This is a genomic window from Pseudomonas sp. UBA5666 (assembly GCF_002420785.1).
GTDB lineage: Bacteria > Pseudomonadota > Gammaproteobacteria > Pseudomonadales > Pseudomonadaceae > Aquipseudomonas > Aquipseudomonas fulva.
Genome location: NZ_DIIQ01000004.1, coordinates 18,142 through 44,641, shown reverse-complemented (window position 1 = coordinate 44,641; position 26,500 = coordinate 18,142). Strand labels below are relative to the sequence as shown.

Sequence of the window (26,500 nt, the reverse complement as noted above, 5' to 3'; positions counted from 1 at the left end):
TTTCTGATGCCTACCTGTACATAACGACAAGAGCCGACCAGGAGACCTTCATGAAGCACACCCAGTACGTGGCCCGCGAGCCGGATGCCCAGGGCTTCATCGATTACCCGCAGCAGGAGCATGGCGTGTGGAACACGTTGATCACCCGCCAACTGAAGGTGATCGAAGGGCGTGCCTGTCAGGAATACCTCGACGGTATCGAGCAGTTGAAGCTCCCTCATGACCGCATTCCGCAGCTGGGCGAGATCAACAAGGTGCTGGGGGCAACCACCGGCTGGCAGGTCGCTCGGGTTCCGGCATTGATTCCGTTCCAGACGTTCTTCGAGCTGCTCGCCAGCAAGCGCTTCCCGGTGGCGACATTCATTCGCACACCCGAAGAACTGGACTACCTCCAGGAACCAGACATCTTCCACGAAATCTTCGGCCACTGCCCGCTGCTGACCAACCCCTGGTTCGCCGAATTCACTCATACCTACGGCAAGCTGGGCTTGGCCGCCACGAAAGAACAGCGTGTTTACCTGGCGCGCCTGTACTGGATGACCATCGAATTCGGCCTGATGGACACACCCAACGGCCGCAAGATCTACGGCGGCGGCATTTTGTCCTCGCCCAAAGAGACGGTCTACAGCCTGTCCGGCGAACCGGAGCACCAGGCCTTCGACCCCATCGAGGCCATGCGCACCCCTTACCGGATCGACATCCTGCAGCCGGTGTACTTCATACTGCCAGAGCTCAAGCGCCTGTTCGACCTGGCTCATGAAGACATCATGGGCATGGTCGCGCAAGCCCAACAGCTGGGGTTGCACGCGCCGAAGTTTCCACCCAAGGTTGCCGCTTGACCGCTGCTTGCCACTCACAACGCCACATGGATAAGAACGTATGAATGCCTTGAACCAAGCCCACTGCGAAGCCTGCCGCGCCGATGCACCGAAAGTCAGCGAGCAGGAGCTTGCCGAGCTGATTCGCGAAATACCGGACTGGAACATCGAAGTGCGTGACGGGCACATGGAGCTTGAGCGCGTATTTTTGTTCAAGAATTTCAAGCATGCCCTGGCGTTCACCAATGCCGTCGGGGAAATTGCCGAGGCCGAAGGCCATCACCCAGGGCTGCTGACCGAGTGGGGCAAGGTGACCGTTACCTGGTGGAGCCACTCGATCAAAGGCCTGCACCGTAACGACTTCATCATGTGCGCACGCACCGACAAAGTGGCCGAGACGGCCGAAGGGCGCAAGTAAACTGCCCAAGGCTTCAGTCTCGGGGCTCACACGGGCGTGGCCGCCGGTCACGCCTTTTTTTATGCCGCCAGAGCAGCCTTGAGCCTGCGGCACGAGCCGCCTTGATCGACCCGCTGCGGGGGCCGGGCGTAGGAAAAAAGCCAAACTGTCATCCAGACTTGTGTATCCTGCCCCAGCTTCTTGAAGCTTCACACGCGCCTGGCGCAGCCTTTTTACTCACACTTGCGAGGAACGACGAGATGCACGAGATCCCGAATCTTCCCTTCCCAAGCCTGAACCCAGAAGAGCCCACCGTTACCGCCCATGCCGACTCGGCACCTGCCCGCGAGCAGGAAGGTGACGATCAGACCAGCGCCGATCAGGACTAGACCGCGCGCACTGGCTGTGTGAAAACGGCTGATCGACACCTGGCGCTTCAGCACGTTTTCACACCGCTCGGTCGAGCAAGTCTCCCTTCAGCGCCTGGCGAACTGCAACACCACTTCCAATGGATGACGCATCGGCCGCCCGGCCATGCGCTTGACCTGACTGCGGCAGGAATAGCCGGTCGCCAAGGGCTCCCCTTCCTTATCCAGTTTCAGCGCCCACGACTGCTCGAAGATGTCCTTCGAGGTCTGCTGATTGCGCGCCTCGTGCCCATAGGTACCCGACATGCCGCAGCACCCGGTGGCCTCGGTGATCAGCTTGAGCCCCATGCGTTCGAACACCTGCTCCCACTGCCGGGTGCTGGCAGGGGCGTTGGTCTTCTCGGTGCAATGGGCCAACAGGCGGAAGGTGGACGTGCTCCCTGCCGCTTGCTCGGGCAACGCGCTCAGCAGCCACTCCTGAGGCAACAGCACGGTGGGGCACCCTTCGAGCCCAGGCACTTTCGGGTATTCCTGGCGATAGACGAGGGTCATGGCCGGATCCAGCCCGACCAACGGCACCCCGCAGTCGGCCAGCGCCTTGAGCTGGGTGGCGTTGCGCACGGCGGCCTTGGCGAAGGCACCCAGAAAGCCCTGAACATGCAGCGGCTTGCCATTGGCACTGTACGGTGCCAGGAAAACCTTGTGGCCCAGGCGATGCGCCAGGTCGATGAATGCCGACAGCAACGGCGTCTCAAAGTAGCGGGTGAATGCATCCTGCACCAGCACGATGCTGCGCTCGCGCTGGGCGGGCGTCAGTTCGCGTAGCGCCGGCACAGTGGCCACGCCCACGCCACAGCGCGTCAGGGTCGCCTGGAAGTTGAACCGGCTGATCAACGGGCTATCGACCATGCCCACCTGCTCGGCCAGCAGACGGCTGACCCATTTCGAGCCCATCACCGCGTTGTACAGACCAGGCGCATGGGCCAGGTACGGGATGGTGAATTCCAACGACCCGATCAGGTAGTCGCGCAAGGGGCGCTGGTAACGGGTGTGGTACAGCTCGAGAAAGCGCGAGCGGAAGTCAGGTACGTTGACTTTGATCGGGCATTGTCCTGCGCAGGATTTGCACGCCAGGCAGCCAGCCATGGCGTCATAGACTTCATGGGAAAAATCTTCCTGCCCCTGGCGCCGCGCCCGCTCGTTGCGCAACCGCGCTGGCAGCCCTTTGACCCAGGACACCGGCTTGCGCGCCACCTCCAGTACATCGACCCCCGCCTCGCCTTGCAGACGCAACCATTCGCGCATGAGCGAAGCCCGCCCCTTGGGCGAGTGCCGACGTTCACGGGTCGCCTTCCACGACGGGCACATGGCGTCGTTCGGGTCGTAGTTGTAGCAGGCACCGTTGCCGTTGCAATGCACGGCGCTGCCATAGGCCTGCCAGACCCGCTCATCGATGGTGCGATCCAGCTCGCCTCGCAAGGTCACGCCATCGACCTTGGTCAGGCCCTCGCTGGTCCCGAGCGGCGTGCAGATCTTGCCGGGGTTGAGCTGGTTGTGCGGATCGAACGCGCCTTTGAGGCGCTGCAGTGCCGGGTACAGCTCGCCAAAGTACTCGGGCACGTACTCCGAGCGCAGGCCCTTGCCGTGCTCGCCCCACAACAGACCGCCGTAGCGACGGGTCAAGGCAGCTACTGCATCGGAGACAGGCTTGACCAATGCCGCCTGGGCCGGGTCCTTCATGTCCAGCGCAGGGCGCACATGCAGAACCCCGGCATCGACGTGCCCGAACATGCCGTACGCCAACCCGTAGCCGTCGAGCAAGGCACGGAACTCGGCGATGTAGTCGGCAAGTTTTTCCGGTGGCACCGCCGTGTCCTCGACGAACGGCTGCGGCCGCACTTCGCCTTCGACGTTGCCCAGCAGGCCAACCGAGCGCTTGCGCATGGCGTAGACGCGGGTCACCGCCTCAGCCCCCTCGGCCAGCGTATGGCCAAGGCGCTCGACGCTGGTGTCGACACGCAGGTGATCGATGAAGGCCTGGACCTTTGCGTTGACCTCGACGGGGTCATCACCGCAGAACTCGACCAGGTTGATGCCCAGCGTGGGGCGCTCGGGGTCGGCCGGGAAATACTCGGCGACGCTGTGCCAGACAATGTCCTTCATCGCCAGCCCAAGCACTTTGGAATCGACGGTCTCGATGGACAATGGCCGCTGCGCCATCAAGGCATTGGCATCGCGCAGCGCATCCATGAAGCTGGCGTACCGTACGTTCACCAGGGCAGCATACTTGGGAATCGGCAGCACGTTGAGCTTGGCCTCGACCACATACCCCAGCGACCCTTCGGCGCCGCACAGTACGCTGTTGAGGTTGAAGCGGCCTTGCTCGTCTCGCAGGTGCGCCAGGTCGTAGCCGGTCAGGCAGCGATTGAGCGGGGGAAAGGTGGTGCGGATGAGTTCAGCCTGGGTGTCCCAGATATCCAGGGCCGTGCGGTACACCTGACCCACGCGACCGGGCGCCGTACACGCTGCCTGCAACGCGTCTTCGTCAAGCGGCAGGCTGTGCAGGCGCTCACCCCCGAGCAGGATGCTGTGCAGCTCAAGCACATGGTCGCGCGTTTTGCCATAGGTGCAACTGCCCTGCCCGCTGGCGTCGGTGTTGATCATGCCACCCACGGTCGCGCGGTTCGAAGTGGACAGTTCAGGCGCGAAGAACAAGCCATGGGGCTTGAGGGCGGCGTTGAGCTGATCCTTGACCACACCGGCCTGCACCCGCACCCAACGCTGCTCGGCATTGATTTCGAGGATGCCGTTCATGTGCCGCGACAAATCCACGACCACGCCATCGGTCAACGACTGGCCATTGGTGCCTGTGCCGCCACCGCGCGGGGTCAGCTTGATCGCCTGGAAGCGCGACTCGCCCATCAGCGTGGCGACGCGCGCCACATCATCGGCGTCCAGTGGAAACACCGCAGCCTGCGGCAGACGCTGGTAGATGGAATTATCGGTGGCCAGGACGGTTCGGGTACCGTAGTCGGCGCTGATCTGGCCACGAAAGCCACTGTCATGCAGGGCTTTGAGGAATGCCGGGTAGTCGGCGTCAGGTGCAACGGTAGGCAGCTGGGCGATCATCGAAGGACGGCCTCGGAATAGGGCTGGTTCACGGAAAAGATGTCGTGGCGGCATGGGTGGCGCCGGCAACAGTGACGAATGTGGCAATGTTCCTGTAGTTTTGCCGCAGGGGCAAACGGATAATCCTGCCGCTATCGATGACTTTCATGAATGAATTACCGCCACCTAACCCCGTCCATGTCTCTGCTTCTGGCCTTCGAGGCGGCCGCCCGGCACCAGAGCTACACCCGCGCGGCCACTGAACTGTCGCTGACCCAGAGCGCGGTCAGCCGGCAAGTTCAGGCGCTGGAACAGCAGTTGGGTCTGACCCTGTTTCGCCGCGAGGGTCGCCAGGTACGGTTGACGGACGTCGGCCGCCTGTACCAACGCGAGCTCAGCGAAGCACTGGGCCGCATTCGGGGCGCGACCCTACAGGCGCTGGCCTATCAGTCCGGGGTCGGCACTTTGCGCCTGGCCACCTTGCCCACCTTTGGCTCCAAATGGCTGTTGCCGCGCCTGAACGACTTCTACAAGGCGCACCCTGGCATGCTTGTGCACTTGCATTCGCGTATCGAAGCCATCGACTTCGACACCAGCGAGATCGATGCAGCCATTGGCGTGGCCAGCGGTGACCTGCCAGGGCTGATCAGCCACCGCCTGCATGCCGAGGAACTGCTGGTGATCCTTCCGGCCCAGGCCGCAAACGAACAACCGCACTGGAGCCCCACCCGCATCAGCGAGCAGTTACTGTTGAACGTGGCCAACAACCCCCATGCCTGGGGTGAATGGTTCTCGCACCATGGCCTGCCCCACCGAAGCATGCGCCTGGGGCCAAGCTTCGAGTTGACCTCGCACTTGATTCAGGCCGTGCAGGCGGGGATTGGTGTGGGCCTGGTGCCCCGCGTGCTCGTGGAAGACGAGCTGGCCAAAGGGGCGCTGTACAGCCCAGGCCTGGCATTCGCCAGTCAACGCAGCTATTACCTGATCTATCCGCCGCGCAACGAAGCGCTACCTTCGCTACGGGCATTCAGGGCGTGGCTGCTGGAACAGATCTGACGCGCAGAAAAGAAAACCCGAAGCGGTCGACGCTTCGGGTTTTACAGGCGACTGTACGACGCTTATTTGGCGGCGCTGCCAACGGCTTCAGTGATGACGCCCTTACGCCGTGACTTGATGACATAAGCTACGAACATGCAGAGCAACCAGACCGGGATGGCGTAGACGGACACCTGGATACCCGGAATCTGCAGCATGATGCCCAGGATCAAGACCACGAAGGCCAGCACCACGTAGTTGCCGTAGGGGTACCACAGCGCCTTGAACAGGGGTTTCTGACCCGTGCGGTTGAGGTGCTGACGGAACTTGAGGTGCGAGTAGCTGATCATGGCCCAGTTGATCACCAGGGTAGCCACGACCAGCGACATCAGCAGCTCCAGCGCGCTGGAAGGCATCAGGTAGTTGAGCAGCACGGCGATCAGGGTCACGGCCGCGGACACAAGAATCGAACGCACCGGTACGCCACGCTTGTCGACCTTGGCCAAGGCAGCCGGCGCATCGCCCTGCTCGGCCATGCCCAGCAGCATGCGGGCATTGCAATAGGTACCGCTGTTGTACACCGACAAGGCCGCGGTCAGGACCACGAAGTTCAGCAGGTTGGCGGCCACATCGCTGCCCAGCAACGAGAACACCTGCACGAACGGGCTGCTGCCGTAGCTGCCGCCGGAGGCATCGATGCTGGCGACCAAGGTGTCCCACGGCGTGAGCGACAGCAGGATCAGCAAGGCACCGACGTAGAAGATCAGGATGCGGTATATGACCTGGTTGATGGCCTTGGGGATCACGGTCTTGGGCTTGTCGGCTTCTGCGGCCGTAAAGCCGAGCATCTCCAGCCCCCCGAACGAGAACATGATGAACGCCAGGGCCATCACCAGGCCACTGACCCCATGGGGGAAGAAGCCACCGTGCGACCACAGGTTGGCCACGGTCGCGTCAGGCCCGCCACTGCCGCTGGTCAGCAGGTAGGCACCCAGGCCAATCATGCTGACAATGGCCACCACCTTGATGATGGCAAACCAGAACTCAGCTTCGCCGAAGAACTTCACGTTCATCAGGTTGATGGCGTTGATCAGCACGAAGAACGCAGCGGCTGTTACCCAGGTAGGGATTTCCGGCCACCAGTAGTGCACGTACTTGCCCACGGCGGACAATTCGGACATGCCCACCAGGATGTACAGCACCCAGCAGTTCCAGCCCGACAGGAAGCCGGGGAAGCCACCCCAGTAGGTATGGGCGAAATGGCTGAACGAGCCGGCCACGGGCTCCTCGACGATCATTTCGCCGAGCTGGCGCATGATCATGAAAGCGATGAAACCACAGATCGCGTAGCCCAGGATCATCGACGGGCCGGCGGATTTCATCACGCCTGCCGAACCCAGGAACAGGCCGGTACCGATGGCGCCTCCCAGGGCGATCAACTGAATATGGCGGTTCTTCAGGCCCCGCTTGAGCTCGCCTGAATGCTTGTCGTGTCCACTCATGAACGAAGTCACCTGCATTGTTTTTATCTGTGACGGAATCGGACCCACCGCGCTCGTGGCGCAGCGGAATGGGCAAGGTGGTCACCTTGTTTCCTGAAGGTACAGCTGCGCGGTCGAGTCAACCGGGCGGGGTCAGGAGTGCGCGGTACGCAAGGGGGTCACAGGTAAAACGCGGCGCACTGTATAACCCTGCAAGCGCGCAGGCGTCAACGCGTTGCGTGGTTTCCGGCGGAAAAAACGCAGCGTTCCTGGGGTAATGGCCTTTGTGGGCGAGTTGATCGGCGTACACGGCGCCTCCATTTGTTGTTTTATCAACCGGCTCTGCGGCGGGCTGTTGCACGGGGCAATGAGGGCTATAACACCGTGGAGCGGGGGTTTAGGCAAGTGAGGTGAAGGGCTGAGGGCGCAACCGGAGACAGAAGCTTCGGCAAGCTTTCTTTACGGACGGGGACTTTTTCTGATTTGCTGCGAGAATCAGTCAAGGCTTGTAAACAAAACCTTACAAGCTGGAAATATAAGTTGCCAGACTAACGAAATGGCTTTGCGCCCAATGGGTTACGGCCGACCATGAGTTGAGTCAGATCAGCACACTCGCACCCTCTGGCAGGGTGCATCTGGCAAGGCATGCATCATTTAGCGGGCTGCACATTGGGGCCGCTTCGCGCCCTATCGTTGGCCACTGGCTCCTGCTCAGCGCGAGATATTCGCCTTTTGCAGAAGCCGGCTTGCGGGCAATGGGCTGCGTAGCAGCCCCAATGTGTTCAGCGTCGGTAATTAAGCAAGGGCCAACAATGGCTCCGAATGCCTCAGCCGCGTGGCTTGCCGCGACCACGGCCTGCAGGCTTGTCACCCTCGGGCTTGGCCGGGCGCTTGCGCATTTCGCTCGGGCGCTCGGCCACTGCGCTACCGCGGTTGCCTTTGCGCGGCGATTCTTCGCGCGCCGGGCGTGCTGGACGCTCGCCGGCGGCTGCGCCGTCCTGGGCCGGGCGCAGGCTGCGCACGCGCTCACCACGACCCAGGGGGCGGGACGATTTGCGCTGCAGACGCTCCATCTTGTCCTTGGCCTTGAGCTTCAAGGCCGGCAACGCCACGGGCTGCAAGCCCACCTCGGCCGCCAGGATGTCGATTTCACCCTGGGTCATTTCCCGCCAGCGGCCCATGGGCAAATCCGAGTTGAGGAACACCGGGCCAAAGCGCACACGCTTCAGGCGGCTGACCACCATGCCCTGCGACTCCCACAGGCGACGCACCTCACGGTTGCGGCCTTCCATCACCACGCAGTGGTACCAGTGGTTGAAGCCTTCGCCGCCTGGTGCCTTCTGGATGTCGGTGAACTTGGCGGGGCCGTCTTCGAGCATGACACCGGCCTTCAGGCGCTCGATCATCTCGTCATCCACTTCCCCACGTACGCGCACGGCATATTCGCGGTCCATTTCGTAGGACGGGTGCATCAGGCGGTTGGCCAGTTCACCGTCGGTGGTGAACAGCAGCAAGCCGGTGGTGTTGATGTCCAGACGGCCGATGTTGATCCAGCGACCTTCCTTGGGACGCGGCAGGCGATCGAACACGGTCGGGCGACCTTCCGGGTCATCGCGGGTGCAGATCTCGCCATCGGGCTTGTTGTACATGATCACCCGGCGCGTCGCCTCGGCCGCTTCTTCACGCTTGATCAGCTTGCCGTCGACGGCAATGGCGTCATGCAGGTCGACTCGCTGGCCAAGGGTGGCTGCAACGCCGTTGACCTTGATGCGGCCCTGGCTGATCCAGGCCTCGACGTCACGGCGCGAGCCCACGCCAATACGCGCGAGGACTTTCTGCAGCTTCTCGCCAACAGGTGGGGTGATCTGGGTATCTTGCAGGTCTTGCTCACTCATCTGGGCACCTCCCGGTGTAGGAATGAAAACAGGTTTCTGGCAACGAACGCGCCAAAAGGCCGCGCATCATACGTGGTTCGCCGCCTGAATGCATGGGAGGGTAGAAGCTTTTCCACCCTCTGCCACGACTTTCTGCCAGGCGGGCCCTGCTCGACGGCCTGGCCCATGGCCACAGCAGATCGAGTTGAGGCGATCAGGCCTGCTCGCTCGGCTCCCCCTCCAACGGCGTTTCGGCATCAGGGTCGTGCTGGAGCACATCGTCGAAATCGGTCTTGAGGCCCTGCTCCATGGCGTCGAGCTCCACGAGCAGGCTGCGAAAGCTGGTCTCGTCCTTGACCGGCTCAGCCTCCTCGTCCTCGCCCAGGCTGGCGTCGGCCAGGGCCTGCAGGTGCGCCGGCACCGGGGCATCGTCCGGGTCGAGCAAGGGCTCGGGCTCCATCTCGCGCAATTCGGCCAGCGCTGGCAGCTCATCCAGGCTGCGAAGGTTGAAATGGTCCAGGAATGCCTTGGTCGTGGCAAACAGAGCCGGCCGTCCGGGCACTTCCCGGTGGCCCACTACACGGATCCACTCGCGCTCGACCAACGTCTTGACGATGTTGCTATTGACCGCGACGCCACGCACGTCCTCGATTTCGCCACGGGTGATGGGCTGGCGGTAGGCAATCAGCGCCAGGGTCTCGAGCAGCGCCCGAGAATAGCGCTGCGGACGCTCTTCCCACAGCCGGCCGACCCAAGGCGCGTAATCCTCGCGAATCTGCAGCCGATAACCGTTGGCCACCTCCTTGAGCTCGAACGCCCGACCGGCGCACGATTTGCCTAGCACTTCGAGTGCTCGCTTGAACGTCTTCGGCTCGGGCCGCTCGGGCTCCTCGAACAGCTCGTACAAGCGCTCAAGCGATTGAGGCTTGCCAGAGGCCAGCAGGAAGGCTTCGATCAACGGGGCCAGGTCGCGGGGGTCATTCAGGTTCATGGGCGTCTTCGGCAGGAGCAGGGCGTAACCGCACATGGATGGCGGCAAAGGCTTCATTTTGCACCAGTTCGACGAGGGTTTCCTTCACCAGCTCCAACACAGCCATGAACGTGACCACCACCCCCAGCTTGCCTTCATCGGGCGCGAACAGATCGATGAAGGGCACGAAACCACCGTCTTTCAAGCGTTCCAGCACCTGCCCCATGCGTTCCCGGGTCGACAGGGTCTCTCGGCTGATCTGGTGGCTTTCGAACAGGTCGTTGCGGCGCATCACTTCGGCCATGGACGCCAGCAGCTCCGGCAGGCTGACCTGCGGCAACAGCTTGCGTACCTTTGCCTGGGGCGCCTCCAGGCACGGTACGACCAGGTCACGACCGACCCTGGGCAACCCGTCCAGGCCTTCGGCGGCCGCCTTGAAACGTTCGTACTCCTGCAGACGTCGGATCAGCTCGGCGCGTGGGTCGCCCTCCTCCTCCTCGACCGTGACGCTGCGCGGCAGCAACATGCGCGACTTGATTTCGGCCAGCATGGCGGCCATCACCAAGTATTCGGCAGCCAGCTCAAGGCGCACGGTTTTCATCAACTCGACGTAGCCCATGTACTGGCGAGTGATTTCTGCCACCGGGATATCGAGGATATCGATGTTCTGCTTGCGAATCAGGTACAGCAGCAGGTCCAAAGGCCCTTCGAACGCTTCGAGAATGACCTCCAGGGCATCGGGGGGTATGTACAAGTCCAGCGGCAGCTCGGTCACGGCCTCGCCGTAGACCAGCGCGAGCTGCAACTGGCCTGGCAGCTCGGCCGCTGCCTGGGCGAACGGCTCGGCGGTCACGCGTTGACCATGAACGGAGTAGGGTCGCCGCAGCCTTCGCGAATCAGTTCGGGTTCATCGCCTGACAGGTCGATGATGGTCGACGCCTTGAGGTCACCGTAGCCGCCATCGATGACCAGGTCGACATGGTGCTCCAGACGCTGGCGAATTTCGTAGGGGTCGGTCATGGGTTCGGCGTCGCCGGGCAGGATCAGGCTCACGCTCATCAAGGGCTCACCCAGCTCGGCAAGCAGTGCCAGGGTAATGGCATGGTCCGGCACGCGCAGGCCGATGGTGCGGCGTTTTTCATGCAACAACAGGCGCGGCACTTCGCGCGTGCCGTTGAGAATGAAGGTGTAGGGCCCCGGCACATGGGCCTTGAGCAGGCGGAAGGTGCCCGTATCGACCTTGGCGTACAAGCCCAACTGGGACATGTCGCAGCACATCAGGGTGAAATTGTGGGTCTTGTCCAGCCCGCGCAAACGGCGCACCCGCTCGATGGCCGACTTGTCACCGATCTGGCAACCCAGCGCATAGGCCGAGTCGGTGGGGTAGACCACTACCCCACCCTTGCGGATGATCTCGACCGCCTGGCGTATCAGTCGCGGTTGTGGGTTTTCCGGGTGAATCTGGAAAAATTGGCTCACGTCGTCGTCCTGTTCAAACCGGCAATGGCTGTTCATGGCTGAAACGGTGCCACACAGGTGGCAGGTCCTCGGGCAAAGGCCGATAGGCACCGATTTCGCCCCAGGTGCCGGGGCCGTGGAAGTCACTGCCAGCACTTGCCAGCAGCCCGAACTCACGGGTGAGGATGGACAGGGTGCCCACCTGCTCGGCCGGCATCATCCCATTGGCCACTTCAAGCGCCTGCCCGCCTGCCTGAATATAGTCGGCAATCAGCCGCCTGCGCTTGCTGCGCGTCAGCTCGTAATGCATGGGATGCGCCAGGCTCACCCATGCGTTTGACTGGCGCAGGGTGGCAACGGTTTCCTCCAACGATGGCCAATGTTGCTTGACGTCACCGAGCTTGCCGGCACCGAGCCATTTGCGGAAGGCCTCGCCCCGGTCTTTGACGTGGCCGGCATGCACCAGGTAGTCGGCAAAATGTGGCCGGGCCGGGGCATTGCCACTGTCACCGAGCGCCTGCTGGATTTGCCGGGCACCTGCCAGCGTTCCTGGCATGCCCTTGGCTGCCAGGCGCTTGTCGATTTCCTCGGCACGCAACCAGCGGCCACGGTGCAGGGCCTCGATCGCCGCCAGCAAGGGCGGTGCATCTACGGGGAAGTTGTAACCGAGTATGTGGATGGTTGCGCCGCCCCAGGTACAGGACAGCTCGACGCCGCTGACCCATTGCATGCCGTGCTCGCGGCAGGCCTGGCGGGCTTCGGCCAGGCCTTCTAGGGTATCGTGGTCGGTGAGCGCCAGCGTACGCACCCCATGCTCGAAGGCCCGGGCGACCAGGGCCGAAGGCGACAGGGCGCCGTCGGAGGCCGTGCTGTGACAGTGCAGATCAACATTCATGGAGTAGCGCTTTCGCTGGATTCGATGTTTGTTATTATGCCGTCACATCCCGGTTCTGGCTGCCATTGTGAAACAATTCATCGATTTCATCCCGCTGCTGCTGTTCTTCATCGTCTACAAACTGGACCCACGGCCCGTGGAGCTGGCCGGGCACAGCTTCGAATTCGGTGGTATCTACAGTGCCACTGCCATGCTGATCATCAGCTCGCTGGTGGTGTACGGCGCGTTGTTCCTGCGCCAGCGCAAGCTCGAGAAAGGCCAGTGGCTGACGCTGGTCGCCTGCCTGGTGTTTGGCGGCCTGACCCTGGCCTTTCACAGCGAAACCTTCCTCAAGTGGAAGGCGCCGGTGGTGAACTGGCTGTTCGCCCTGGCCTTCGCCGGTAGCCACTTCATCGGCGACCGGGTACTGATCAAGCGCATCATGGGCCATGCGCTGACCTTGCCCGATGCCATCTGGGCCCGCCTGAACCTCGCCTGGATCGCGTTCTTTCTGTTCTGTGGCGCCGCCAACCTGTTCGTCGCCTTCACCTTCCCAGCGTTCTGGGTCGACTTCAAGGTGTTCGGCAGCATGGGCATGACCGTGCTGTTCCTGGTGGCACAAGGGCTGTACCTGTCGCGCCACCTGCAAGATACCTCTTCTGCCTCCAAACCCAAGGACTGACATGCTCTACGCCATCATTGCCAGCGACGTCGCTAACTCCCTGGAAAAACGCCTGGCTGCGCGCCCGGCCCACATCGAGCGCCTTCAGCAGCTCAAGGCAGAAGGCCGGGTGGTACTGGCCGGCCCGCACCCGGCCATCGACAGCAACGACCCAGGCGAGGCAGGCTTCAGCGGCAGCCTGATCGTGGCCGAGTTCGATTCCCTGACCGCCGCCCAAGCCTGGGCCGATGCCGATCCCTACATCGCTGCCGGCGTCTACGACCAGGTCGTGGTCAAGCCCTTCAAGCAAGTGCTGCCTTGAAACACCTCGCCTAGAAGGCGTGCTTGGCATCGCCAGTTGGCAGCTGACCTCAAGACTGGGGTATCTTTCCGGCTGGCGGACCAACGCGTCGCCGTCAATGGTTGAATTGAGTGAGTCATGAGCGAGCTGTTACTGATTGATGACGACCAGGAGCTGTGCGAGCTGCTCAGCAGCTGGCTGACCCAGGAAGGGTTCACTGTGCGGGCCTGCCACGATGGCCAGGCTGCACGCCAGGCGTTGGCCGAACGTGCGCCAGCGGCCGTGGTACTGGATGTGATGCTGCCCGACGGTAGCGGTCTTGAACTGCTCAAGCGCCTGCGCAGCGAGCATGCCGACCTGCCCGTGGTGATGCTGTCGGCCCGCGGCGAGCCGCTGGACCGCATCCTGGGCCTTGAACTGGGCGCCGACGACTACCTGGCAAAGCCGTGCGACCCACGCGAGCTGACTGCGCGGCTGCGCGCCGTGTTGCGCCGCAGCCATCCAGCCCCGGCCACCAGCCAGCTGGAATTGGGCGACCTGGTCTACAGCCCTGCCCGCGGGGTGGCCAGCATCGACGGTCGCGAGCTGACCCTGACCCTGTCCGAGAGCCGCATTCTTGAAGCATTGCTGCGCCAACCGGGCGAGCCTCTGGACAAACAGGCGCTGGCGCAGATCGGCCTTGGTCGCCGGCTGACGCTCTACGACCGCAGCCTGGACATGCACGTGAGCAACCTGCGCAAGAAGATCGGCCCGCACGCCGACGGCCGCCCCCGCATCATCGCCTTGCGCAGCCGCGGCTACTACTACTGCCTGTAGTACTTGCGTCAGTCTGATGCCAGGAAAGGGAACTGGCCTTTACGTTCCCTTTACCGTGCCCTGACCGCGCTTGACGATCATCTCCCTAGACTGTGCTCATCCGGTGATCGCCGGCCCATGACAGGAGAGACACCATGCGCAAGACCCTTACCGCCCTGCTGTTCGCCGCCGCACTGCCCACCGTTGCCATGGCCATGCCCGACGGCGGCCCGCGCCATGATGGCCCGCATCATCGCGGCGGCCCGGCCTTCCACGAACTGGACCTGAGCCGCGAACAGCGCGACCAGATCGGCAAGCTGATGGGCGATCAGATGAAACAGCGCCACGACATCACCGAGCGTTACCTTGGCAAGCTGCCGGCGGCCGATCAGAAAGCCATGAAAGAAGAGATGCAGGCCAGCCGCGACAAGACCGACGCTGCGGTACGCAACCTGCTCAAGCCAGACCAGCAGAAGAAGTTCGACGAACTGCAAAAGGAACGCGCCGCCAAGAAAGCGGAGTGGCAGGAGTTCCAGGCCTGGAAAGCTGAAAAAGCCGGCAAGTCCCAGTAAGCTCCACTGTCAGCGCCCGCTGTGCGCCAGGTTCGCCTGGTGCACGGCGGGCTTTCATCGTTTGGGGAGGTCTACGTGCGTTCACTGTTCTGGCGCATCCTGGCCAGCTTCTGGCTGGCCATCGCCCTGGTAGCTGGGCTGTCGATATTGCTGGCGCACACGCTCAACCAGGACGCCTGGATTCTAAGCCGTCACCCGGGGCTGAACACGTTGGCCAGCCAATGGGCCAGGCACTACGAACAGGAAGGCCCGGACGCAGCGCAGCATTTTCTCGAAAGGCGCAAGGCGCGCTACAAGATCGACGTGCAAGTACTGGACGACAGCGGCGACGCTGTGGTGCCAGGCACCTTTCCCCGGCGCGCGGCTGCACTCGAAGCCAGGCAGCATAACGATGAGCGGCGCCTGCCGTGGCGCCGCCTGACCGAGGAATACACCAGCCCCGAGAGCAAGGCGTCCTACCTGCTGATCTACCGCATCCCCCACCCTGCCCTTGATGCCTGGCACCGCGAGAGCCTGCTCTGGCCGCTGAGCGCACTGGGCATCGCCCTGGTGGTGCTGACCCTATTCAGCCTGTTCGTCACACTGTCCATTACCCGCCCCCTGAGCCGCTTGCGTAGCGCGGTGCACGACCTGGGGCAGAGTACCTACCAGCAGAACAGCCTGGCGCAACTGGCCGGCAGGCGCGACGAATTCGGCGTCCTGGCCAAGGATTTCAACAAGATGGGTGCTCGCTTGCAGAGCACCATCGCCAGCCAGCGCCAGTTGCTGCGCGATGTGTCCCACGAGCTGCGCTCTCCGCTGGCCCGTCTGCGCATCGCCCTGGCCCTGGCCGAACGTGCCGAGCCGCAGCAACGCCAGGCCTTGTGGCCGCGCCTGACCCGCGAATGCGATCGGCTGGAAGACCTGATCAGTGAGATTTTGACCCTGGCGCGCGTGGATGCCGACCAGGCCCATGCCGAAACGGTCGATCTCAACGCGCTACTGGGCAGCGTGCGCAAGGACGCGCAACTGACGGCACCCGAGCATGACGTGCGCCTCGAAGCGCAACCCGGGTTGACCTTGCAAGGTTGGCCGACCCTGATCGAGCGTGCGGTGGACAACCTGCTGCGCAATGCACTGCGCTTTACCCCCGCGGGTCAACCCGTGGAGCTGAGCGCCTGGCGCGAGGACGACGTGCTCAGGGTCTGCGTACGTGACCGAGGCCCCGGCGTGGCAGCTGAGCACCTGGCCCAGCTGGGCGAGCCGTTTTTCCGGGCGCCGGGGCAAAAAGCCCCTGGACACGGCCTTGGGCTGGCGATTGCACGCAAGGCGGCAGAGCGCCACGGCGGCCGACTGATACTGGCCAACCATCCACAAGGCGGTTTTGTCGCAACCCTGGAGCTGCCGGTGGCAGAAGCACCTGGCAGCTAGCGCCACCACGCAGGTCTGCGCCAAGGCCAGCGGCTTGGGTCAAACGCGGCGGGCTGGGCGGTCAGTCGCCCCAGGCGCTGACGAAGTCGGCAGTGGCGAGCACAGGCGCCGTGCGAGGCTCGGTCATGGGCGTACCCACATACAGGAAGCCAAGCAGCTCCTCGTTTTCTGCCAAGCCCAGGCCTTCATGAACATGGGCATCGAAGGCCAGGTCTCCGGTACGCCATACGGCACCCACGCCCTGGGCGTGCGCGGCAATCAGTATGCCGTGGGCGGCGCACCCTGCTGCCAGTTGCTGCTCGAGCACTGGGACCTTGGGGTGCTGCTTGTGCAAATGGGCAATGACCACGATCAGCAAGGGCGCGCGTAGCGGCATGGCGCGGGCCTTGCTCAATGCCGCCTCACTGGCTTCACCGCGCTTCTGAACCGCGCTGGCGAACAGTTCACCCAACCGCTCGCGTGCTTGGCCTTCGATGGTCAGAAAGCGCCACGGGCGTAGCTGACCGTGGTCCGGGGCGCGCAGCGCAGCCTGAAACAAGGCCTCACGCTGGGCATCGTTGGGCGCAGGGTCGGTCAGGCGCGGGACCGAAACCCGGTTGAGCAATGCGTCGAGAGCCTCCATCGGCTACCCTCCTGGAACATGAATGTGCGGCCATTCTCAAGGGCCCGGCCCCAGGCTGCAAGCCCGACCTCGTCCGAGACCTGCAGCATGAAGATGCAGCTTGGCCTTGAGCCTTTGCGCCCCACAGGTAGAATGGCGCCCTTCCGTTTCGAGCCCGAGCAGAACACATGGCGTTGCCGACCTTAAGGATCATTGGTTTCATCATCGGCATCTTCCTCATCACCCTCGCCGTGGGCATGGCTGTCCCCATGGCTACCTTGGTGATTTTCGAACGCACCAGCGACCTGCCGTCCTTTCTCTGGTCGAGCCTGATCACCTTCGTGGCGGGCCTGCTGCTGGTAGTGCCCGGCAGGCCGGAGCACGTGCATTTGCGTCCGCGTGACATGTACCTGCTGACGGTGTGTTCCTGGGTGGTGGTGTGCGTATTCGCTGCCCTGCCCTTTCTGCTTACGCAGCACATCAGCTACACCGATGCGTTTTTCGAAAGCATGTCGGGCATCACCGCCACTGGCGCTACCGTACTCAGCGGCCTGGACAGCATGTCGCCCGGCATCCTGATGTGGCGCTCGATGCTGCACTGGCTGGGCGGCATCGGCTTCATCGCCATGGCGGTGGCCATTCTTCCCCTGTTGCGCATTGGCGGCATGAGGCTGTTCCAGACCGAATCCTCGGACCGCTCCGAGAAGGTGATGCCGCGCTCGCACATGGTCGCCAAGTCCATCGTCGGGGTCTATGTCGGGTTTTCCATTTTCGGTGCCCTGGCGTTCTGGTGGGCCGGCATGAGCCCGTTCGATGCGATCAACCACGCCATGTCGGCGATCTCCACCGGCGGTTTTTCAACGTCCGACCAGTCCCTGGCCAAATGGGACATGCCCGCCGTGCACTGGGTGGCCGTGGTGGTGATGATCCTCGGCAGCCTGCCGTTCACCTTGTACGTGGCCACGTTGCGCGGCAACCGCGGGGCCCTGATACGTGATCAACAGGTGCAAGGCTTGCTGGGCATGCTGGTCGCGACCTGGGTGATACTGGGCACCTGGTACTGGTACACCACCAACCTGCACTGGCTCGATGCCTTGCGTCACGTCGCACTGAACGTGACCTCGGTGGTGACCACCACAGGGTTTGCGTTGGGTGACTACAGCCTGTGGGGCAATTTTTCGTTGATGCTGTTCTTCTATCTGGGATTCGTGGGCGGGTGCTCCGGCTCGACGGCCGGCGGCATCAAGATATTCCGGTTCCAGGTGGCCTACATCCTGCTCAAGGCCAACCTCAACCAGTTGATCCACCCCCGGGCGGTGATCAAGCAGAAGTACAACGGGCATCGCCTCGACGAAGAAATCGTACGCTCCATCCTCACGTTTTCCTTCTTCTTCGCCATCACCATCTGCGTGATGGCATTGCTGCTGTCATTGCTGGGGGTCGACTGGATGACCGCCCTTACCGGCGCGGCCGGGACGGTGTCCGGTGTGGGCCCCGGCCTTGGCGAAGTGATCGGGCCGTCCGGCAACTACGCCAAACTGCCCGACGCTGCAAAGTGGATCCTGGCCGGCGGCATGCTGCTGGGCCGGCTGGAAATCATCACCGTGCTGGTGTTGTGCATGCCGGCTTTCTGGCGTCACTGACAGCGTCGACATCGGTACCCAGGCGAGCCCGGTACTCGCTGGGTGTGACGCCAAACCAACGGCGAAAGGCCCGGTAGAAGTTGCTGGGGTCGGCGAAGCCAAGCAGGTAGGCGGTTTCCAGCAAGGTCATGTTGGGCTGGGCCAGGTACTGTTCGGCCAATTCGCGCCGGGTATCGTCAAGTAACGCCTGGAAGCTGGTGCCCTCGTCTTGCAGCCGGCGCTGCAAGGTGCGCTGGGACAGGTGCAGTGCCTGTGCCAGGGTTTCACGCTTGGGCTCGCCCTGGGGCAGGATGCGGCACAGCACCTGACGCACCCGATGGGTCACCCGGCTCTCCGAGAAACGTGCCAGGTACTCACCGGCGAACCGATCGTGCAACACGGCCATCGCTTCGTTGGCCGTGGGCAGGGGTGCCTCCATGTCAGCCCGCTCGAACACCAGGGCATCGTGGGGGGCATTGAAGATCAACGGGGAATGAAAGGCTACCTTGTAGGGTTCCAGGTGCTTGGGCGGTGGCCCCTGTATCAGTACCCGCCGCGGCTGCACTGGCCGGCCGCTAAGCCATTTGCACAAGGACAGCGCACAGGCCAGCGACGCCTCGGCACTGTGCCGGGTGGGCGGCAAGTGGTCGCCGTGCACGGTCAGGATCAGCGAATAGCCTTCAGGGGTGAGGATGAAGCTCAAGTCAGAACTTTCGGCAATGATGCGTTGATAGCGCACCAGCCGTGCGAAGCCTTCGGCCAGGGTACGGCTGGACATCAGCGCGTAGCCCACCACATGAAAGGATGCAGGCCTAACCACGCGCGCCATGTTCAGGCCGATTGCTTCATTGCCCGACAGCTCCACCGCCAGTTGCCAGAGCCGGGTCATGGCGTCCTGCGGGAAGCGCGCATCCGGATCATCGAGAGCAGCGAAGTCCAGCCCCAGCTGCTTGAACATGGCCTGGCAATCGAGCCCTTCGAGCTCCAGCGCCTTGACGATCCCAGATGCCCAGCTGGCGGAGGTGGTTCTTTCGCTCATGGCACGCTTCTTATGCTGACCGCTCCTGCGGTGAACCCCAAGGATACTCAATTGGCGCCTATTGTCACTGGTACGCCTCGTCAGTGACTCTAGACTCGAATCAGGCTCCACGCCGTCTCTATCATTCGCCAGTCAACCTTCCGGAGCAGTGTCATGGACCGCACAGCGCAATTCCGAACCTTCGCCGAGTTCTATCCCTACTACCTCAGTGAGCACAGCAATCCCACGTGCCGCCGTCTGCACTTCGTGGGCACCAGCCTGGTCATTGCCCTGCTGGCCTATGCCATTGGTAGCGGCAAGTGGATGCTGCTGCTCGCCGTGCCCGTGGTCGGCTACGGCCTGGCCTGGGTAGGTCATTTCTTTTTCGAGAAGAATCGGCCAGCGACCTTTACCTATCCCTTCTACAGCCTGCTGGGGGATTTTGCGATGTTCAGGGACGTGCTACTGGGCAAGGTGCGCCTCTGACGCCAAAGGGCCAGACTGCCCGCGGTATCGACACGGCCAGGGCGGTCAGCGATCGTTGTGACCCAGGTCGCGCTGTGGATCGATCTGATCGCGTATGCGCTGCTTGAGCACCTTCGCTTCGGGGAAGCCGCCATCGGCCTTGCGCTCCCACACCTGCACGCCATCGCACGTGATGCGAAAGACGCCGCCGCTGCCCGGCTGCAAGGCCACCTGCCCCAGGTCCTGGCCAAACGTACTGAGTAGCTCCTGGGCCAGCCAGCCGGCACGCAACAGCCACTGGCACTGGGTGCAATAGATGATGACGATTTCAGGCTTTGGCTCGGTCATGTGATACCCCTCGCAATCGATGGATCAGGGCTTTTCGAGGTTGCCCAGAATCTTGGCATGGACCCGCATGCAGACCTCAAGGTCTGCTTCGTCGACACCTGTGAAAAGCTCGATGCGTAGCTGATTGGCGATGGTCTCGATCTGCTCGATCAGGGGCTTGGCCGGGGGGCACAGCACAATCTTCTTGGCCCGCCGGTCTTCGACAACGGCCTGGCGGCGCACCAGCCCCTGCCCTTCGAGGCTGTCGAGCAACCGCGCCAGGGTCGGGCCCTCGACGCCGACGCTCTGGGCCAGTTCGCGCTGGGTGGGCGCCTCCTCGAACCGCGCCAGGTGCAGCAGCACCAGCCACCGCGCCTGCGACAGATTGAGGCCGGCCAGGCGGCGATCAAGCTCGGCACGCCAACCACGGGACATCTGGGCAAGCTGCATGCCGAAGCGGTGTTGATTGTCGGTCAGGGGCATAAAGCGACTCGTTGAACAGTTCTAATTGTTAGGCAGCTAATCATGCGCGGCGCGACGAGGCAAGCCGTCCGATCGCGCTGCTGCAGGGGAAACATGCGCTGGCATGACACGGATCAGCAAACCGCTTGGGGCAAGGCAGCGTGCATCGTTACAGCTCGAACTCTGCCGCCAAGGCGGCACGCACGCAGTGCAAGACGCCGTCTGGCACACGTGATCCGAACAACGGCGCAATGGTGGAAACGGGTGGCAATTCGCCTTCGCCGTCGAGGAAGGCATCCTGGATCTCCGACAGAAGATCTTCCGGCAGGTCCAGCGCCTGTTCGAGGTTAAGCTCCTGACGCCCCAACGCCTCGGCCAGCAGGTTGTAGACATTCTTTTCCGTGCAGTCGAGCTGGCCGGCGATCTGCGCCGGCGTCATGCCGGCGCGGGCCAGGCTGACCAGCTCATGACGCAAGTCCAGTACCACCTTCGGCGCCTCAGGGGTACCGCCACTGCCATTGAGCACTTCCAGGAAAGCCTGCCCGTAGCGTTCCAGCTTGCGGGCGCCAACACCGCTGACCTGCGCCATGTCGCTCAGGGTCACCGGCTGGCTGCGCAGCATCTCGAGCAAGGTGGAGTCCGGGAAGATGACGTAAGGCGGGACGCGGTGCTCTTCGGCAAGCTTGCGGCGCAAGGTGCGCAGCGCTTCCCACAATTCGCGTTCTTCTGCGCGCACCAACTGGCTGGCCGGGCTGCCGCCGCCAGAAGACGATGCCTTGGCCACGGTCTGCGGCTTCAGGTCACGGCGCAGTTGCAACGTGACCTCGCCCCGCAACAGCGGTCGGCAGCTGTCCGACAGGCGCAGGCCGCCGTAGCCTTCCAGGTCGATATCCACCAGGCCACGGGCCACCAGTTGGCGGAACAGGGAGCGCCAATCGGCCTCGGCCAGCGCCTTGCCGACGCCGAACACCGACAGCTTGTCATGACCGAAATTGGTCACTTTCTCGGTCTGCTTGCCCAGCAGCACGTCCACCAAATGCCCCACGCCATAACGCTGGCCAGTACGAAATACCGCTGACAACGCCTGACGGGCAGGCTCGGTGGCATCCCACGTCTGCACATTGTCGACACAGTTGTCGCAGTGCCCACAGGGCTGTTCCAGCGTCTCATCGAAGTACGCCAGCAAGGTCTGGCGTCGGCAACGTGTTTCCTCGCACAAGGCAAGCATCGCGTCGAGTTTGTGCTGCTCGATGCGCTTGTGGCGCTCGTCACCTTCGGAGTTCTGCAGCATTTGCTTGAGCATGACCATGTCCTGCAAGCCGTACGCCATCCAGGCGTCCGAAGGCAGGCCGTCACGACCGGCGCGACCGGTTTCCTGGTAGTAGGCTTCCAGCGACTTTGGCAGGTCCAAGTGCGCGACGAAACGCACGTTGGGCTTGTCGATGCCCATGCCAAAGGCGATGGTCGCGACCATGATCAGCCCTTCTTCGTTGAGGAACCGATGCTGGTTGGCCGAGCGCGTTTCAGCCGGCAGACCGGCGTGGTATGGCAGCGCCGGGAAGCCTTGGTCGCAGAGAAAGGCAGCGGTTTCGTCGACTTTCTTGCGCGACAGGCAATAGACGATACCTGCGTTTCCACGGCGTTCGCCGAGAAACGCCATGAGCTGCTTGCGGGGCGCTTCCTTGGGGACGATGCGGTAGAAGATGTTCGGCCGGTCGAAGCTCGACAGGAAGCGCTCGGCCCCCTGCAGGTGCAGGCGCTGGACGATTTCTTCCCGGGTACGCATGTCCGCTGTGGCGGTGAGCGCGATGCGGGGTACATGGGGGAACAGCTCGGCCAGTTGGCCCAGTTGCAAGTATTCGGGACGAAAATCGTGGCCCCACTGGGATACGCAGTGGGCTTCGTCGATGGCGAACAGCGAAATGTCCAGGTCGCGCAGAAAATCGAGCATGCGCGGTTGCACCAGGCGCTCTGGCGCCAGGTAGAGCATCTTCACCTCGCCGCGGCGCAGGCGCCCGGCCAGCTCACGTTGCTGCTCGGCGTTGAGCGTGGAGTTCAGCGCAGCGGCCGACACCCCCAGTTCATCGAGCGTGGCGACCTGGTCGTCCATCAGTGCGATCAACGGCGACACCACCACGGTCAAGCCTGGGCGCAGCAACCCCGGCACCTGGAAACACAGCGACTTGCCGCCACCTGTGGGCATCAGCACCAGGGCATCGCCACCATTGGCTACGCATTCGATGATCGCTGCCTGGCGCCCTCGGAAGCTGTCGTAACCGAAGATGTCCTTGAGAACGCGCTGAGCCTGTTCGAGCATGTGCAACTCCAAAAACGCCGTACCACCCCGCTACAGGCTGGACGAAAAACCCGCGCCGCACACGCCGAATGCGTAAGCGGTTTTTGCCAAGGGCCCGACAACGGTGGGCCTTTGGCTGGAAACCGCCAAGTATACCGCACCCACCCCCTGCACTGGCACCGTTGCGATGGGCGTGTCTTTGCCCCGCTGACGCTGCAAGGTGCTAGAATTCGGTATCGTTTATTCCCAAGGTAGCCCCGTAATGTCCTTCGCCGAGCAACTGACCCGCCTGCAAGCCTTCCTCGACGCCGATGAGCTGCACGAAGAAGCGCTGGACTATGTCGCCGCCCACGGCTACCTCACTGCCTTGTCGATCAACGCCGAGGAGGTGCCCGAGCGCGAATGGATCGACGCCTTGTTCGCCGAAGAACCGCACTACGCCAGCGAGGCCCAGCGCGAGGAGATCGAAGTCACCCTGGTTGCCCTCAAAGGCCATATCGCGCGTCAGTTGGCCAGCGATGACGAGTTCGAACTGCCGTGCGACCTGGATCTGGGCGATGACCCAGACGACTCCGACCTGCGCGGCTGGTGCATCGGCTTCATGGAAGGGGTTTTCCTGCGTGAGGAAGCCTGGTTCGAGAACGCCGAGGAAGAAGTGAGCGAGATGCTGCTACCGATCATGGTCGGTTCTGGCCTGTTCGACGAGCAGCCTGAATTTGCCGACATCGCCAGTAATGCCAGCCTCCAGGACGACATGATCGTGCAGATTCCCGAGGCCCTGACCGCGCTGTTCCTGCTGCTGCATGCTCCGGAAGAGAAACCGGCACTGCTCAAGCCCCGTCACCACTAAGCCGGCATGCGCTACCTGTTGCTGGCCATCGGCTGGCTGAGCGTGGCGCTGGGCGTGGTCGGCATCTTCCTGCCGGTACTGCCGACCACGCCGTTTCTCCTGCTGGCAGCGGCGTGTTTTGCCCGCAGCTCGCCGCGCTTTCACAACTGGTTGGTCAACCACCCTCGCCTGGGGCCCTGGATCAGGGGCTATCTCGGGGGCGAGGGGATGCCGCTCAAAGCCAAGGCTTATGCCCTAGGCCTGATGTGGTTGAGTATCACCGTTTCCTGCTACCTAGTTGCGTTTCCTTGGGCACGGCTGTTCATGCTGGCCAGTGCGGTGGGCGTCACTGTCTACATTCTTCGACAAAAAACCTATACACCGCGTAAGTGACAATAATTTGTCGCCAAATATCAATTTGGCCTTCCGTGCTGGTTTTTTATCTAAATCCGTTCTGGAACTGCCTGTAGCCCACGTCCAGCGCCATCTGGACGGCGCCGAGTGGCGCCTGATTCAGCAGCAACCCTACTGATCGTTAGACAATTAATGTCGAACATGGCATGTTGATATGAATAAATCTTCTTACTCATTCCAGTGAATGTACTTAGCTGTGGGCTTAAAAACCTGCAACACTATACGGCATCAAAATATAGTCATTTTTTTGGCGATCTGCAGGAAAAATCAGGATCAGGGAGAGGTATGCGTCTTTTGAACCCCATCACCAGCGCGTTGCTGTTGGCTCTGGCAAGTGCCCACGTGCAGGCGATGTCGATCACCGAAGCTGTCCAAAGCGCCGTGGATTACCACCCCCAGGTCAGCTCGAACCGCAACAGCAAGTTGTCTGCTGATGAAGATGTGAAGTTCGCCCGTGGGGGCTACTACCCGTCCGTCGACTTGGTGGCGGGCTACGGCCGTCAGCGCTCTGACAACGCCAATACGCGCGCAGAAGGCCGTCATAACAAAGAAACCCTCAACTACTCCCAGGCCGACCTGCGCCTGCGGCAGATGATCTTCGATGGGTTCAACACCTCCAGCGAAGTGGGCCGCACCCAAGCGGTCTCCACTTCCCGTGCGTACTACACCCAGGCGGTGGCTCAGGACGTTGCCTTGCGCGCCATCGAGGTCTACCTGGAAGTGCTCAAGCGCCGCGAACTGGTGAGCCTTGCCAAGAACAACCTGCAAGCCCACCTGCGAGTGAACGACCAGATCGGCCTGCGCAACGAACGGGGCGTAGGCAGCACGGCTGACCTGGACCAGTCCCGTGCCCGTCGCGCCCTGGCGGAAAACAACCTGGATACCGCAGAGGTCGACCTGGCCGATGCCGAGGCCAACTTCTTCAGCGTCGTAGGCCGTGTGCCGGATGAGCTGGAAGACCCGCAAGCGGTTGCCGTGCAGATGCCTGCAACGCTGGAAGAAGCACGCGAAGGCATGCGCCAGAACAACCCCTACATCAAGTCGGCCCAGGCAGACGTTAACGCTGCCGAAGAGCAGTACAAGGTTGCCAAGTCGACCTTCTACCCGCGCTTTGATGCCATTCTGGCCACCGGTGCCAACAACAACACCGGCGGTGAAAAAGGCCACAGCAACAACGACTGGCAGGCAGGCGTAGAGATGAACTACAACCTGTTCCGCGGTGGCAGCGACAAGGCACGCCTGAACTCCGATGCGCACAAGATCAACCAGGCTATGGACATTCGCAACAATGCACTGCGCGAGCTGACCGAAAACCTGAGCCTGGCCTGGAACGCCTTGAACAACGCCAGCAAGCAGTTGCCTACCGCGCGCGAATACGCCGACACCACCAAACGGGTGCGTGCTGCCTACCAGGACCAGTTTGGCCTTGGCCAGCGCACCCTGCTGGACGTGCTCGACAGTGAGAACGAACTGTACAACGCCGACCGTCGTTACACCGAGGTACGCTACACCGAAGCCTATTCCCGCTACCGGGTACTGGCCACCATGGGCGAGCTGTTGAGCAAGCAGCGCATCTCGCTGCCGCCTGACGCCTATGCTGCCACCGAAGTGCGCACCGAAGCCCATCTGCCCGAGATGCGCTGATTGCACCGGGGCGCCGTTCAGGGCGCCCCTGTGTCCTTGCGATGATTACGCTGGTAGGTGCCTGCCCCCATGGCTTGGATCTGCCCTTCGATCAGGCCTTCGAACGGCGCCAGCACGGCGTCGAAGCTGACCGGTTGCTCGAGCACGTTCAAGGCCTGCACCACCGCCTCGATGGTCGATAGCGCGCCTGCCTCCGGGGCCTTGCGCAGTCGGTAGCGTGACGGCGTCACATTCCCTAGGGTTACTTTCGGCAGAGCCGCCAGCAGCGGGTTGAGGTACATCAACTTGCGCGCCTTGCGCCAGGTGCCGTCCGGGACAACCAGCAACAACGGCATGCCGTCGGTCTGCGTGTAAGGCCCGAGCGCTTGTGAGTCCGCGCCCGGGAACAACACCACTGGCCGATAACCTGGCATTGCCAGCCATTGATCCAGGTCCTTGAATACCTCACCTACGTGCAACTGGGCATTGACCAGGCCAAGCGCTGCCAGGCGAGCCGTGTTCAGCGCATGAGACGCCTCGCTTGGGTGCTGCAGCAGCAACACGCGGGTCCTGCTGCTGATCGCAGGTATCAAGGCGCAGAGGCAATGGTCGAGGGGGCGCAGGCAGCGCTCGCAGCGGGGTCTGGACATGGGATCTCCTTGGCCGCGCAGTGTGCCACACAATCGCAGATCAACTGGCACGCCTTCAGGCCAAAGCGCGC

General features: G+C 62.7%; 27 protein-coding genes. 14 read left to right on the top strand and 13 right to left on the bottom strand.

The window, feature by feature from the left end; all coding sequences use genetic code 11:
• The first annotated feature begins 50 nt into the window (after window positions 1-50).
• From phhA to B2Y33_RS03395, 3 genes are all read left to right on the top strand, one after another.
• Entirely contained in the window at window positions 51-839 is a 789-nt protein-coding gene (gene phhA, locus B2Y33_RS03405) for a phenylalanine 4-monooxygenase (protein ID WP_027915910.1), read from the top strand.
• Window positions 840-879: 40 nt separating this feature from the next.
• Window positions 880-1,236, top strand: a complete 357-nt coding sequence (locus tag B2Y33_RS03400) for a 4a-hydroxytetrahydrobiopterin dehydratase (protein WP_023533765.1) — start codon at window positions 880-882, stop codon at window positions 1,234-1,236.
• Window positions 1,237-1,475: 239 nt separating this feature from the next.
• On the top strand, window positions 1,476-1,604 hold the full coding sequence (locus B2Y33_RS03395) for a hypothetical protein (RefSeq protein WP_255212317.1): 129 nt from the start codon (window positions 1,476-1,478) through the stop codon (window positions 1,602-1,604).
• Window positions 1,605-1,691: 87 nt separating this feature from the next.
• Here the strand turns inward: B2Y33_RS03395 and ydiJ are convergent, their stop codons facing one another.
• Complete coding sequence (ydiJ, locus tag B2Y33_RS03390; RefSeq protein WP_059183737.1) at window positions 1,692-4,712, bottom strand: D-2-hydroxyglutarate dehydrogenase YdiJ; 3,021 nt, start codon at window positions 4,710-4,712, stop codon at window positions 1,692-1,694.
• 150 nt (window positions 4,713-4,862) lie between these two features.
• Between ydiJ and B2Y33_RS03385 the strand changes: the two genes are divergently transcribed.
• A complete protein-coding gene (locus tag B2Y33_RS03385; RefSeq protein WP_027915908.1) occupies window positions 4,863-5,747 on the top strand; it encodes a LysR substrate-binding domain-containing protein in 885 nt (294 codons plus the stop codon).
• A gap of 62 nt (window positions 5,748-5,809) precedes the next feature.
• Here B2Y33_RS03385 and B2Y33_RS03380 read toward each other — a convergent pair whose 3' ends face one another.
• The 6 genes from B2Y33_RS03380 to B2Y33_RS03355 form a co-directional block, all read right to left on the bottom strand.
• Window positions 5,810-7,228 carry an amino acid permease gene (locus B2Y33_RS03380; protein WP_196110097.1) on the bottom strand — a complete coding sequence of 473 codons (1,419 nt, stop codon included), beginning with the start codon at window positions 7,226-7,228 and terminating at the stop codon, window positions 5,810-5,812.
• 806 nt (window positions 7,229-8,034) lie between these two features.
• Window positions 8,035-9,102, bottom strand: coding sequence for a 23S rRNA pseudouridine(2605) synthase RluB (gene rluB / locus B2Y33_RS03375; RefSeq protein ID WP_028688030.1), 1,068 nt, complete (start codon window positions 9,100-9,102; stop codon window positions 8,035-8,037).
• 193 nt (window positions 9,103-9,295) lie between these two features.
• Window positions 9,296-10,072, bottom strand: a complete 777-nt coding sequence (gene scpB, locus B2Y33_RS03370; protein ID WP_027915905.1) for an SMC-Scp complex subunit ScpB — start codon at window positions 10,070-10,072, stop codon at window positions 9,296-9,298.
• Window positions 10,059-10,784 carry a segregation and condensation protein A gene (locus B2Y33_RS03365; protein WP_161780421.1) on the bottom strand — a complete coding sequence of 242 codons (726 nt, stop codon included), beginning with the start codon at window positions 10,782-10,784 and terminating at the stop codon, window positions 10,059-10,061. The genes scpB and B2Y33_RS03365 overlap by 14 nt, the downstream gene beginning before the upstream one ends.
• 116 nt (window positions 10,785-10,900) lie before the next feature.
• A complete protein-coding gene (locus B2Y33_RS03360; RefSeq protein WP_023533818.1) occupies window positions 10,901-11,530 on the bottom strand; it encodes an L-threonylcarbamoyladenylate synthase in 630 nt (209 codons plus the stop codon).
• A 13-nt stretch (window positions 11,531-11,543) separates the two neighbouring features.
• Complete coding sequence (locus tag B2Y33_RS03355; RefSeq protein ID WP_206405615.1) at window positions 11,544-12,404, bottom strand: PHP domain-containing protein; 861 nt, start codon at window positions 12,402-12,404, stop codon at window positions 11,544-11,546.
• 67 nt (window positions 12,405-12,471) lie between these two features.
• On the opposite strand from B2Y33_RS03355, the gene B2Y33_RS03350 reads away from it, so the two are divergent.
• The 5 genes from B2Y33_RS03350 (at window position 12,472) to B2Y33_RS03330 (ending at window position 16,122) form a co-directional block, all read left to right on the top strand.
• Window positions 12,472-13,065, top strand: a complete 594-nt coding sequence (locus tag B2Y33_RS03350) for a septation protein A (protein ID WP_206405616.1) — start codon at window positions 12,472-12,474, stop codon at window positions 13,063-13,065.
• Between the two features lies 1 nt (window position 13,066).
• Window positions 13,067-13,366, top strand: coding sequence for a YciI family protein (locus B2Y33_RS03345; protein ID WP_027915900.1), 300 nt, complete (start codon window positions 13,067-13,069; stop codon window positions 13,364-13,366).
• 117 nt (window positions 13,367-13,483) lie between these two features.
• Entirely contained in the window at window positions 13,484-14,161 is a 678-nt protein-coding gene (locus B2Y33_RS03340) for a response regulator transcription factor (RefSeq protein WP_027915899.1), read from the top strand.
• A gap of 134 nt (window positions 14,162-14,295) precedes the next feature.
• Complete coding sequence (locus B2Y33_RS03335; RefSeq protein WP_027915898.1) at window positions 14,296-14,712, top strand: Spy/CpxP family protein refolding chaperone; 417 nt, start codon at window positions 14,296-14,298, stop codon at window positions 14,710-14,712.
• A 75-nt stretch (window positions 14,713-14,787) separates the two neighbouring features.
• The gene (locus tag B2Y33_RS03330; RefSeq protein WP_206405617.1) at window positions 14,788-16,122 is read left to right on the top strand and encodes a sensor histidine kinase; all 1,335 of its coding nucleotides are present in this window, start codon (window positions 14,788-14,790) and stop codon (window positions 16,120-16,122) included.
• Window positions 16,123-16,183: 61 nt separating this feature from the next.
• Here B2Y33_RS03330 and B2Y33_RS03325 read toward each other — a convergent pair whose 3' ends face one another.
• On the bottom strand, window positions 16,184-16,744 hold the full coding sequence (locus tag B2Y33_RS03325) for a nitroreductase family protein (RefSeq protein ID WP_206405618.1): 561 nt from the start codon (window positions 16,742-16,744) through the stop codon (window positions 16,184-16,186).
• Between the two features lie 167 nt (window positions 16,745-16,911).
• On the opposite strand from B2Y33_RS03325, the gene B2Y33_RS03320 reads away from it, so the two are divergent.
• Window positions 16,912-18,366, top strand: a complete 1,455-nt coding sequence (locus tag B2Y33_RS03320) for a TrkH family potassium uptake protein (RefSeq protein WP_027915895.1) — start codon at window positions 16,912-16,914, stop codon at window positions 18,364-18,366.
• On the opposite strand, the gene B2Y33_RS03315 is transcribed toward B2Y33_RS03320, so the two are convergent.
• Window positions 18,323-19,384 (bottom strand): AraC family transcriptional regulator, encoded by a 1,062-nt coding sequence (locus B2Y33_RS03315; protein ID WP_128610292.1) that lies wholly within the window; start codon window positions 19,382-19,384, stop codon window positions 18,323-18,325. The two genes, B2Y33_RS03320 and B2Y33_RS03315, sit on opposite strands and share 44 nt — an antisense overlap.
• Before the next feature lie 153 nt (window positions 19,385-19,537).
• On the opposite strand from B2Y33_RS03315, the gene B2Y33_RS03310 reads away from it, so the two are divergent.
• Entirely contained in the window at window positions 19,538-19,849 is a 312-nt protein-coding gene (locus B2Y33_RS03310) for a DUF962 domain-containing protein (RefSeq protein ID WP_028688034.1), read from the top strand.
• Window positions 19,850-19,894: 45 nt separating this feature from the next.
• Here B2Y33_RS03310 and B2Y33_RS03305 read toward each other — a convergent pair whose 3' ends face one another.
• The 3 genes from B2Y33_RS03305 to recQ form a co-directional block, all read right to left on the bottom strand.
• Window positions 19,895-20,176 carry a SelT/SelW/SelH family protein gene (locus tag B2Y33_RS03305; protein ID WP_206405619.1) on the bottom strand — a complete coding sequence of 94 codons (282 nt, stop codon included), beginning with the start codon at window positions 20,174-20,176 and terminating at the stop codon, window positions 19,895-19,897.
• A gap of 24 nt (window positions 20,177-20,200) precedes the next feature.
• Window positions 20,201-20,638: a MarR family transcriptional regulator gene (locus tag B2Y33_RS03300; RefSeq protein ID WP_023533772.1), complete on the bottom strand. Its 438-nt coding sequence runs from the start codon at window positions 20,636-20,638 to the stop codon at window positions 20,201-20,203.
• A 148-nt stretch (window positions 20,639-20,786) separates the two neighbouring features.
• Window positions 20,787-22,934, bottom strand: coding sequence for a DNA helicase RecQ (recQ, locus tag B2Y33_RS03295; protein ID WP_132578676.1), 2,148 nt, complete (start codon window positions 22,932-22,934; stop codon window positions 20,787-20,789).
• A gap of 241 nt (window positions 22,935-23,175) precedes the next feature.
• On the opposite strand from recQ, the gene B2Y33_RS03290 reads away from it, so the two are divergent.
• The 3 genes from B2Y33_RS03290 to B2Y33_RS03280 all read left to right on the top strand — a co-directional run bounded on the left by B2Y33_RS03290 (window position 23,176) and on the right by B2Y33_RS03280 (window position 25,800).
• The gene (locus B2Y33_RS03290; protein WP_059183734.1) at window positions 23,176-23,763 is read left to right on the top strand and encodes a UPF0149 family protein; all 588 of its coding nucleotides are present in this window, start codon (window positions 23,176-23,178) and stop codon (window positions 23,761-23,763) included.
• A 6-nt stretch (window positions 23,764-23,769) separates the two neighbouring features.
• A complete protein-coding gene (locus tag B2Y33_RS03285; protein WP_206405620.1) occupies window positions 23,770-24,135 on the top strand; it encodes a YbaN family protein in 366 nt (121 codons plus the stop codon).
• Between the two features lie 306 nt (window positions 24,136-24,441).
• On the top strand, window positions 24,442-25,800 hold the full coding sequence (locus B2Y33_RS03280) for a TolC family outer membrane protein (protein WP_023533803.1): 1,359 nt from the start codon (window positions 24,442-24,444) through the stop codon (window positions 25,798-25,800).
• A 17-nt stretch (window positions 25,801-25,817) separates the two neighbouring features.
• Here B2Y33_RS03280 and B2Y33_RS03275 read toward each other — a convergent pair whose 3' ends face one another.
• Window positions 25,818-26,429 carry a tRNA-uridine aminocarboxypropyltransferase gene (locus tag B2Y33_RS03275; protein WP_027915887.1) on the bottom strand — a complete coding sequence of 204 codons (612 nt, stop codon included), beginning with the start codon at window positions 26,427-26,429 and terminating at the stop codon, window positions 25,818-25,820.
• Between the last annotated feature and the right edge of the window lie 71 nt (window positions 26,430-26,500).